At 72.5% G+C, this 10,324-nt stretch carries 7 protein-coding genes and 1 pseudogene; 7 read left to right on the forward strand and 1 reads right to left on the reverse strand.

Annotated elements, in window-relative coordinates; all coding sequences use genetic code 11:
- Positions 1 to 41 precede the first annotated feature (41 nt).
- Entirely contained in the window at positions 42 to 1,373 is a 1,332-nt protein-coding gene (locus JNW87_RS27870; RefSeq protein ID WP_238454685.1) for an MATE family efflux transporter, read from the forward strand.
- Between the two features lie 37 nt (positions 1,374 to 1,410).
- Here JNW87_RS27870 and JNW87_RS27875 read toward each other — a convergent pair whose 3' ends face one another.
- The gene (locus JNW87_RS27875; RefSeq protein WP_238454686.1) at positions 1,411 to 3,744 is read right to left on the reverse strand and encodes a hypothetical protein; all 2,334 of its coding nucleotides are present in this window, start codon (positions 3,742 to 3,744) and stop codon (positions 1,411 to 1,413) included.
- Between the two features lie 109 nt (positions 3,745 to 3,853).
- On the opposite strand from JNW87_RS27875, the gene truB reads away from it, so the two are divergent.
- From truB to JNW87_RS27900, 6 genes and pseudogenes are all read left to right on the forward strand, one after another.
- Positions 3,854 to 4,738 carry a tRNA pseudouridine(55) synthase TruB gene (gene truB, locus JNW87_RS27880; RefSeq protein WP_309234078.1) on the forward strand — a complete coding sequence of 295 codons (885 nt, stop codon included), beginning with the start codon at positions 3,854 to 3,856 and terminating at the stop codon, positions 4,736 to 4,738.
- Between the two features lie 75 nt (positions 4,739 to 4,813).
- Positions 4,814 to 4,906: pseudogene (locus JNW87_RS39815) on the forward strand (IS607 family transposase); the annotation flags it as partial.
- A gap of 136 nt (positions 4,907 to 5,042) precedes the next feature.
- Positions 5,043 to 6,428, forward strand: a complete 1,386-nt coding sequence (tnpB, locus tag JNW87_RS27885; RefSeq protein ID WP_238454687.1) for an IS607 family element RNA-guided endonuclease TnpB — start codon at positions 5,043 to 5,045, stop codon at positions 6,426 to 6,428.
- Positions 6,429 to 6,448: 20 nt separating this feature from the next.
- Positions 6,449 to 7,378, forward strand: coding sequence for a bifunctional riboflavin kinase/FAD synthetase (locus tag JNW87_RS27890; protein WP_109804763.1), 930 nt, complete (start codon positions 6,449 to 6,451; stop codon positions 7,376 to 7,378).
- A 194-nt stretch (positions 7,379 to 7,572) separates the two neighbouring features.
- Positions 7,573 to 7,842 (forward strand): 30S ribosomal protein S15, encoded by a 270-nt coding sequence (gene rpsO, locus JNW87_RS27895; protein ID WP_109804764.1) that lies wholly within the window; start codon positions 7,573 to 7,575, stop codon positions 7,840 to 7,842.
- A 221-nt stretch (positions 7,843 to 8,063) separates the two neighbouring features.
- The coding region (locus JNW87_RS27900) for a polyribonucleotide nucleotidyltransferase (protein ID WP_238454688.1) at positions 8,064 to 10,324 on the forward strand (2,261 nt) is incomplete at its 3' end.

Below are 10,324 nucleotides of genomic sequence, written 5' to 3' on the forward strand. Positions count from 1 at the left end.
GGGTTGCGGGCCTTACGGGGGGCGTGCCAGGATCGGCGGCGATGAGTCAGAGCGTTGTCACCTCGCCCGCGTCCGACGCCGCGTCGCCGCGGCGGATCGCCGCGCTCGCCCTGCCCGCCCTCGTGGTGCTCGCCGCCGAGCCGCTCTACGTCCTGGTCGACACGGCGGTGGTCGGGCACCTGGGCCGGGTTCCGCTGGCCGCGCTCGCCGTCGGCGGCACGGTGATGACCCTGACCGCCTGGCTCGGCACCGTCGTCGCGTACGGCACCACCGGGCGGTCGGCCCGGCGGTTCGGGTCGGGCGACCGGGCCGCCGCGGTGGCCGAGGGCGTGCAGGCGTCCTGGCTCGCCCTGGCGGTCGGCGTGCTGGTGGCGCTCGCCATGCAGATCGGCGGCGGGGCGTTGGCGCGTACCCTCGTCGGCGGTGCGGGCGACGTGGCCGGCGCGGCCGCGCAGTGGCTGCGGATCGCGGCGCTGGGCGCCCCCGGCCTGCTGCTCGCCGCCGCCGGCAACGGCTGGCTGCGCGGCATCCAGGACACCCGACGGCCACTGCTCTTCGTGCTCGCCCCCAACCTGCTCTCCGCGCTGCTCTGCCCGCTGCTGGTCTACCCGGCCGGGCTCGGCCTGGCCGGCTCGGCGGTGGCGAACGCCGCCGCGCAGACCCTCTCCGGCGGTCTCTTCGCGGCGGCGCTGGTGCGCGAGCGGGTGTCCCTGCGCCCCCGGCCGCGGCTGATCCGGCACCAACTCGTGCTCAGCCGGGACCTGCTGATCCGGGGCGTCGCCTTCCAGGCGAGCTTCCTCTCCGCCACCGCCGTCGCCGCCCGGTTCGGCGCGGCCGCCGTCGGCGCCCACCAGATCGCCCTCCAGCTCTGGTTCTTCACCGCCCTGGTGCTGGACGCGCTCGCCATCGCCGCCCAGGCGCTGATCGGCGCGGCGCTCGGTGCGGGCGACGCGGCCGGCGCCCGCGCCCTCGCCCGCCGGATCGCGCTGCTCGGGGGCGCCTGCGGCGTCGCCTTCGCGCTGCTGATCGCCGCCGGGGCCGGCGTCGTGCCGTCCTGGTTCAGCTCCGACCCCCAGGTACGCGAGCAGGCCATGATGGCCTGGCCGTGGTTCGTGGCGTTGCAGCCGATCGGCGGGGTGGTCTTCGCCCTCGACGGGGTGCTGATCGGCGCGGGAGACGTCCGCTACCTGCGCAACCTCACCATCGTGGCGGCGCTGGGTGGGTTCCTGCCGGCGATCTGGCTCGCCTACGGGCTCGACCTCGGGCTGGGCGGGATCTGGGCCGGGCTGATGCTCTTCGTGGTGCTCCGCCTGGTGGCGCTGCTGCTGCGGGTGCGCTCCGGTGGCTGGGCGGTGGTCGGCGCGGTCCGCTGACCGCCAGCGGACACCGGCCGCCTGGTCATCGGCTCGTTCAGACCTGGTCGTCGGACTCCCGGGCGGAACGAGGGTTGCGGCGGGCGGTCTGCCGTACCGGGGGCGACCGGGCGAGCCGGTTTCCAGGCGCGGTCAGCAGGTGTCCGGCAGGTCGAGCGTCTTGTCCGGGTCGAAGACCGCGTCCGGGTCCGGATCGTCGGGGCCGCCGAAGCTGGGCGTGCCCAGGTCGAGCAGGCCCTTGTCGAACGCGGCACAGTCGATGTTGGAGGCGAACAAATTCGCCTCCTCGATCCACAGGCCGTTCGAGCTGCGGTCCACGTCGTCCGGGTGCGGCACGCTCCACACCACGGTGTCGTGTACCACGACCACCCCGTCCCCGGGCACGGTGCCGCTGGTCTTGGAAGGCGTACGCCCAGACGAAGTTGGTGGTGACCTCCAGGATGCGGATGCCGCCGGCGTCCTTCGTGGCCCCGTAGCTGATCCGTCCTTTGGCCCGGGGCTGGTCGCCGGTCATCCGGGCCCCGGGCGTCAGCTTGGTGGCGTAGGTGGCGAAGACGTCAGAGGCGAAGTCCTTGCGCAGGTCGGCCCGGGCGTCCGGGGCGAACTGCCGGATGAACGGCTCCGGGTCCTTCGTGGTCGCGAACCGGCGGTCCAGCCGGGCCGTCACCAGAGCCGTCCGGACCTTCGCCAGCGCGGCCGCCACCTGCTTCTTGCTGAACGGGCCGGTCAGCTTCGCCGCGGGCAGGGCGATCCCCGCCGCGCCCTCCGGGAACGCGGCGGCCGGGGTGCCGTCGAACGGGCCGGCGGCCGAGGGCGGCGACGCCGAGGAACTGGCCTGCTCGCCCGTGGGCAGGCTGATCGTCGGGTGGGCCGCCGGCGGCTCGCCCCACCGCTGAAGCGCCCGGTAGCCGGTCGTGCCGACGAGCCCGAAGAAGGTGAGCAGCAGCAGCGCCGCCGCGCCGCCGAGCAGCTTGACGGAGTGCCGGCTCAGCCAGATCCGGCGGCGGTCGGCGCCGCTCGGCTCGGCGTCGAACTGCGGGTGGCGCAGCCAGTCCGGGATCGTCCCCAGCCCGTTGGCCGGTGCCGTCCACGGGTCGGGGTGGCGCGGCGATTCGGGGGTCGGCCCGTGGTCGGTCATCGTGGTTCCCAGGGACGGTGCGGCGGGGGCACTGCATGATCGCACCGGCGCAGTCATCGCGCTGCCCTGGGCGGCGAAGAGGGATGTTCCGGTCGGGCGGACCACGAGCTGTCCTCGCGGGGCCCAAAGGCTGGCGGCCCGCGGTCCACGTCCGTTCCCGGTCTTGCAGGCGAGGGGGCGGGTGATCTTCGCACGCCGGGAGACCGTCCCGCCGCCCCGTTTCCGGGACGCCTCAGCAGGTGTCCGGGAGGTCCAGCGTCGTGTCCGGGTCGAAGACCGCGTCCGGGTCCGGAGCGTCCGGACGCCGTGGCTGGACGCGCCCAGGTCGAGCAGACCCTTGTCGAAGGCCGCGCAGTCGATGTTGGCGGCGTAGGAGTTCGCGTCCTCGATCCACAACCCGTTCGAACTGCGGTCGACGTCGTCGGGATGCGGCACGCTCCAGACGACGGTGTCGTGCACCACGACCAATCCGTCGCCCGGCACGGTGCTGCCGGTGCGGAAGGCGTACGCCCAGACGAAGTTGGTGGTCACCGCCAGGATCCGGATGCCGTCGGCGTCCTTGGTGGCCCGGTAGCTGATCCGACCCTTCACCCGGGGCTGGTCGGCGGTGAGCCGGGCGCCGGGCGCCAGCCGGGTGGCGTACGCGGCGAAGGTGTCGGAGCCGAAGTCCTTGCGCAGGTCGGCGCGGGCGTCCCGGGCGAACTGCCGGATCAACGGCTCGGGGTCGTTTGTGGTCATGAACCGGCGGTCCAGCCGCGCGGTCACCAGGGCCGTCCGGACCTTCGCCAGCGCGGCCGCCACCTGCTTCTCGGTGAACGGGCCGCTCCGCTTCGCGGCGGTCAGGGCGATCCCCGCCTGCCCTTCCGGGAACGCGGCGGCCGGCGTGCCGTCGAACGGGCCGGCCGCCGCGGGTGGCGACGCGGACGTACTGGCCTGCTCGCCGGCCGGCTGGCTGATCGTCGGGAACACCACCGGCCGCCCGCGCGCGTGCGGCATCGACACCAGCACGGCGACGCCGACCACCCCGACGAAGGCGAGCAGCAGCAGCACCGTCGTGGCGCTCAGCAGCATGCCGGAGTGCCGGCTCAGCCAGCTCCGCAGCCGGTCGCCACGGCTCGAACCGGCGTCGACGGGCGGCTGGCGCAGCCACGCCGGTGCCGTCCCCGGACCGGCCCCGTAGCCGGGCGCCGGGGCGGGGTTGTGCGGTGCGGAGTTCTGCCGATCATCGGACATCGCGGTTCCCGATTAAGAGTGGGCGAGATGTCCCTGAGTGTCACACCTTGTCGCTCGGCGTGGTATCCCCCGCCCGGACCGGGACCGGAATCTGGCAGGCTTGGCGGTCGTGAGCACAGACGGTTTGATCGTGGTCGACAAGCCCGGCGGCATGACGTCGCACGACGTGGTGGCGCGGATCCGGCGGTTGGCGCGTACCCGGCGGGTGGGGCACGGGGGCACGCTCGACCCGATGGCCACCGGCGTGCTGGTGATCGGGGTGGGCCGGGCCACCCGGCTGCTCACCTACGTGATCGGGGCCGGCAAGAGCTACACCGCGACGATCCGGCTCGGCCAGGCCACCGTCACCGACGACGCCGAGGGCGACGTGATCGCTACGACGCCGGCCGGCACGGTGACCGACGAGGCGGTGCACGCCGCGCTCGCCGCGCTGACCGGCGAGATCGACCAGGTGCCGAGCGCGGTCAGCGCCATCAAGATCAACGGCCAGCGGGCGTACAAGCGGGTCCGCGAGGGGGAGAGCGTCGAGCTGCCGTCCCGCCGGGTCACCATCTCCCGGCTGGACGTCCGCTCGATCCGCCGGGACCAGACTGACGTGGTGGACGTGGACGTGGACGTGACCTGCTCGTCCGGGACGTACATCCGGGCCATCGCCCGGGACGCGGGCCTGGCGCTGGGGGTCGGTGGCCACCTGACGGCGCTGCGGCGGACCGCGGTGGGCGGCTTCACCCTGGCCGAGGCGGCCACCCTCGACGAGCTGGAGCAGCGCGCGCCGGAGGTGGTCAACCTGCCGCTCGACGCCGCCGCGGAGCGGTACTTCCCGCGCCGGGACGCCACGCCGGACGAGGCGCGGGTGCTGTCCCACGGTGGGCCCCTGGACCCGGCCGGCATCACCGGGCCGTACGCCGTGTTCGGCCCGGACGGCGGCCTGATCGCTATCGTCAGCGAGCGGGACGGGCGGGCCCGCGCGGAGATCGTGCTCGCTCCCGCCTGACGACCAGTGCGGGTCGGGGGGTTGGTGCGTTATGAATGCCTCATTGAACTTGAGCGGTGAGTTGAGCGGGAAGGTGTGCATCACGTGAGCGCGTACCGGTGGCCTCGGGAGAGCCCGCTGCCGGTCCCGGCCCGCCGGGTGGGGCGACTCGTCCTGGTCGATCCGGCTCACCGAACCCGCCCTAGGGCGGACCGCCCTGATGCCGGGAAGCGATCCAATCCCAAGGGGCAGCAGCTCTCCACTCTGGCCGCATGGTGGGGGCGGCTAACCGGGCCTTCCGGGCCGTGGAAGCCAATCCGGCGTGATGAAGACCATGCAGGCGTACCGGTACGCCCTGGACCTGACTGCGGTGCAGGAGCGAACTGTGCTCGCACATGCGGGGGCGGCGCGGGTGGCCTACAACTGGTCGTTGGCCCGGGTGAAGACGGTCATGGACCAGCGGACCGCCGAACGGTCTTACGGTATCGGCGAAGTGGACCTCACCCCGGCAGTCGGCTGGTCGCTTCCCGCCCTGCGCAAGGCATGGAACCAGGCGAAATCCGATGTGGCTCCATGGTGGGCCGAGTGCTCCAAGGAGGCTTTCAACACCGGCCTCGATGCCCTCGCCAGGGCGTTGAGGAACTGGTCGGACTCGCGTTGCGGCAAACGCGCCGGGCGGCCGGTCGGGTTTCCCCGGTTCAAGTCACGCCGCCGGTCGACACCGTCGGTGCGGTTCACCACTGGAGCGATTCGCGTTGAGCCGGACCGCAAACATGTGGTGCTGCCTCGGCTTGGCCGGCTCAAGTTGCACGAATCCGCCCGCAAGCTTGCCCGTCGCTTGGATGCCGGCTCCGCACGGATCCTGTCGGCGACGGTACGCCGTGACGGTGGCCGGTGGCAGGTGTCCTTCTGCGTCGAGGTCGACCGCCCGCAGCGCACGCCGGCGCGGCCAGACGCAACGGTCGGGGTGGACGTGGGCGTGAAGCATCTCGCGGTGTTGTCCACGGGCGAGTTGGTCGCCAACCCCTGTCATGTCGACTGCGCGGCCCGCCGGATGCGACGTCTCGCGCGGCGCATGTCCCGGCGGGTCGGCCCCGATCGGCGCACCGGCCGCGAGCCATCGAATCGGTGGGAGGTGGCCCGAGCGCGGGTAGCCGGCGCGCATGCCCGGGTGGCGAACCTGCGTCGGGACGGGCTACACAAGCTCACCACCCGACTCGCCCGAGAGTACGGCACCATCGTGGTGGAAGACCTCAACGTGGCTGGGCTGCTGCGCAACGGGCGGCTGGCTCGGTACGTCGCCGACGCCGGCTTCGCCGAACTACGACGGCAACTGGCCTACAAGATTGAATGGAGCGGCGGCCGACTCGTGGTGGCAGACCGCTGGTATCCATCTTCCAAGACGTGCTCAGGCTGCGGCACTGTGAAAGCCAAGCTGGCCCTGTCCGAGCGCACATACACCTGCACCACCTGCGGTTTCGTCCTGGACCGGGACGTGAACGCCGCACGCAACCTTGCCGCGCTCGCGCACGAGGTCACCGACGCCCGGAGTGGCCGGGAGTCGTCAAACGGACGTGGAGCCGACCGTAAGACCCGCCCTGGCGGGCCGGTGGCCGTGAAGCGTCAACCCGGCACCGCTCCGGCGGGCAAGACCGGGACCGTCTCACCGCAAGGAGGGACAGCTGATCATGGGCTCACATACGCATCATGACTTGCAACGGGAGGAGCGGCATGCAGCGGTGGCGGGGGTACGAGGCGGCGCCCGGTGGTTGGGGGCGCTCGGTCGTCACCATCGGCGTCTTCGACGGCGTGCACAAGGGGCACCAGGCGACCATCGGCCACGCCGTGGCGCGCGCCCGCGAGCTGGGCGTCAAGTCGGTGGTGGTGACCTTCGACCCGCACCCGGCGGAGGTGGTCCGCCCCGGTTCGCACCCCGCCGTGCTGACCGAGCCGGCCCGCAAGGCGGAACTGATCGAGGCGCTCGGCGTCGACGTGCTCTGCGTGGTGCCGTTCACCCCGGAGTTCTCCCGGCTGCCGGCCGAGGAGTTCGTGCACGACATCCTGGTCGAGCACCTGCACGCCGCGCTGGTCGTGGTCGGCGCGAACTTCCGGTTCGGGCACCGGGCCGCCGGTGACGTGGCCCTGCTGGAGCGGCTCGGCCGGACCTTCGGCTTCGGCGTGGAGGGCGCCCCGCTGGTCGCCGAGGCCGGCACGGTCTTCTCCTCCACGTACATCCGCTCCTGCGTCGACGCGGGCGACGTGGTGGCGGCCGCCGCCGCGCTGGGCCGCCCGCACCGGGTGGAGGGCGTGGTGGTCCGGGGCGACCAGCGCGGACGTGAGCTGGGGTACCCCACCGCCAACCTGCTCTGCCACCGGTACGCGGCGATCCCGGCCGACGGGGTGTACGCCGCCCGGCTGGTGCGCCGGGGGCAGCGGGAGCCGCTCGCGGCGGCGGTGTCCATCGGCACCAACCCGACCTTCTCCGGCCGGGAGCGCCGGGTGGAGGCGTACGCGCTGGACTTCACCGGCGACCTGTACGGCGAGCGGCTGGCCCTGGACTTCGTCGCGCACCTGCGCGAACAGCGCACGTACGACTCGGTCGAGCCGCTGGTCGCCCAGATCGCCGAGGACGTGGAGCGGACCCGCCGCGCAGTCGCCTGAGCGTTTTGCCGCCCCGCGTCGCGGCCCTTCGCCGGGCGGTCCCCCCTCGGGCTGGTAGGCTGGCGGAGACGTCGGCCGACCGACGTGGGGCCTCGCGTGCCTGCACGACGCCGCGGGTGCGAGGTTCGTCCGTCTCCGGTCCTCCGGACCCCGACGACGGACATCAGTGATCAACCCATCGAAACAGGGAGAACATGGCGCTCGATCAGGAAGCCAAGGCCAAGATCCGCACGGAGTACGCGACCGCCGAAGGCGACACCGGTTCGCCGGAGGTGCAGGTCGCGGTCCTCACCAAGCGGATCGCCGAGCTCACCGAGCACCTGAAGGTGCACAAGCACGACCACCACAGCCGCCGTGGGCTGCTGCTGCTGGTCGGCCGGCGCCGTCGGCTGCTCAACTACGTCCAGAAGAAGGACATCAACCGCTACCGGTCGCTCATCGAGCGGCTCGGCCTGCGCCGATGACGTGACGGGGGAGTGGCCACTCGGCCGCTCCCCCGTTCCGGTACCACAGAAGAACAGGGCCGCGCGACCACCCGACAGGGAGCCGGTCAGCGTACCGGTCTCCGGTAGTGGCCCCCGGGAATCCCGGCATCATGCCGGCCACCCGGGCGCTTCGATCGAAGACCGGCCGTCTGAGCAGCTCCCCATGTCGTGGCCCACGACGCGAAGGAGCACGACAGCACATGACCGAGACCAACCTCGGCACCGAATCCCGCACCGCCGTGATCGACAACGGGTCCTTCGGCACCCGTGAGATCACCTTCTCCACCGGTCGGCTGGCCCGCCAGGCCGCCGGCTCCGTCGTCGCCCAGCTGGGCGAGACGGTCGTCCTCTCCGCCACCACCGCCGGCAAGCAGCCGAAGGAGCAGTTCGACTTCTTCCCGCTGACCGTCGACGTCGAGGAGCGGATGTACGCCGCGGGCCGGATCCCCGGCTCGTTCTTCCGCCGCGAGGGTCGCCCCAGCGAGGACGCCATCCTCACCTGCCGGCTGATCGACCGGCCGCTGCGCCCGTCGTTCGTCAAGGGCCTGCGCAACGAGGTCCAGGTCGTCGAGACCGTCCTCGCGCTCGACCCGCAGCACCCGTACGACGTCGTGGCGATCAACGCCGCCTCGATGTCCACCAAGCTCTCCGGCCTGCCGTTCTCCGGCCCGATCGGGGCCACCCGGATGGCGCACATCGACGGCCAGTGGGTCGCCTTCCCGACCTACGAGGAGCTGGCCCGGGCCACCTTCGACATGGTGGTGGCCGGCCGCGCACTGGCCGACGGCGACGTCGCGATCATGATGGTCGAGGCCGAGGCCACCGAGCACACCGTGAAGCTGGTCGCCGGCGGCGCGCCCGCCCCGACCGAGGAGGTCGTCGCCAGCGGCCTGGAGGCCGCGAAGCCGGCCATCCGCGAGCTGTGCCGGGCGCAGAGCGAGCTGGCCGAGGTTTCCGCCAAGCCGGTCGTCGAGTTCCCGGTCTTCCTGGACTACCAGGACGACGCGTACCAGGCGGTGGCCGACCTGGCCCGCGCCGACGTCGCCGAGGCCCTCCAGATCGCCGGCAAGGCGGCCCGCGAGGAGGCCCTGGACCGGGTCAAGGCCAAGGTCGCCGAGGAGCTCGGCCCGCGCTTCGAGGGCCGGGAGAAGGAGCTCAGCGCCGCGTTCCGGTCGCTGACCAAGTCCGAGGTCCGCAACCGGGTGCTGCGCGAGCAGGTCCGCATCGACGGCCGCGGCCCGCGCGACATCCGTCCGCTGACCGCGGAGGTCGGCGTGCTGCCGCGGGTGCACGGCTCGGCGCTGTTCGAGCGGGGCGAGACCCAGATCCTGGGCGTCACCACGCTGAACATGCTGCGCATGGAGCAGACGCTGGACACCCTCTCCCCGGACAAGTCCAAGCGCTACATGCACAACTACAACTTCCCGCCGTACTCGACCGGTGAGACCGGTCGGGTCGGTTCGCCGAAGCGGCGGGAGATCGGCCACGGCGCCCTCGCCGAGCGGGCGCTGATCCCGGTGCTGCCGGCGCGCGAGGAGTTCCCGTACGCCATCCGGCAGGTCTCCGAGGCGCTCGGCTCCAACGGCTCCACCTCGATGGGTTCGGTCTGCGCCTCGACGCTGGGCCTGCTGTCGGCCGGTGTGCCGCTGAAGGCGCCGGTCGCCGGCATCGCCATGGGCCTCATCTCGGACGAGGTCGAGGGCAAGACCCAGTACGTGACGCTGACCGACATCCTCGGTGCCGAGGACGCGTTCGGTGACATGGACTTCAAGGTCGCCGGCACCCGGGACTTCGTCACCGCGCTGCAGCTCGACACCAAGCTCGACGGCATCCCGTCGGACGTGCTGGCCGCCGCGCTGCAGCAGGCGCACGAGGCCCGGCAGACCATCCTTGACGTGATGCAGCGGGCGATCGAGGCGCCGGCCGAGATGTCGGACTACGCGCCGCGGGTCACCACCGTCAAGATCCCGGTCGACAAGATCGGCATGGTGATCGGCCCGAAGGGGCAGACCATCAACGCCATCCAGGACGAGACCGGCGCCGAGATCTCCATCGAGGACGACGGCACGATCTACGTCGGCGCGACCAACGGCCCGTCGGCCCAGGCCGCGGTGGAGCGGATCAACGCGATCGCCAACCCGACGCTGCCGAAGGTCGGCGACCGGTTCCTCGGCACGGTGGTGAAGACGGCCCCGTTCGGCGCCTTCATCTCGCTGCTGCCGGGCCGTGACGGCCTGCTGCACATCTCCAAGGTGGGCGACGGCAAGCGGGTCGAGAAGGTCGAGGACTTCCTCAACGTCGGCGACCGGGTCGAGGTGGAGATCGCGGACATCGACGCCCGCGGCAAGATCTACCTGGACAAGGTCCGCCCGGAGGGCGCCGAGGCGCCGGCCGCGGGCGAGGCCGCCGGTGGCGAGCGTCCGGCCGGCCGGGAGGCGGACATCGTGGTCACCAACCACAG

It is taken from the genome of Micromonospora sp. ATA51, assembly GCF_016802855.1.
Taxonomy (GTDB): domain Bacteria; phylum Actinomycetota; class Actinomycetes; order Mycobacteriales; family Micromonosporaceae; genus Micromonospora; species Micromonospora sicca.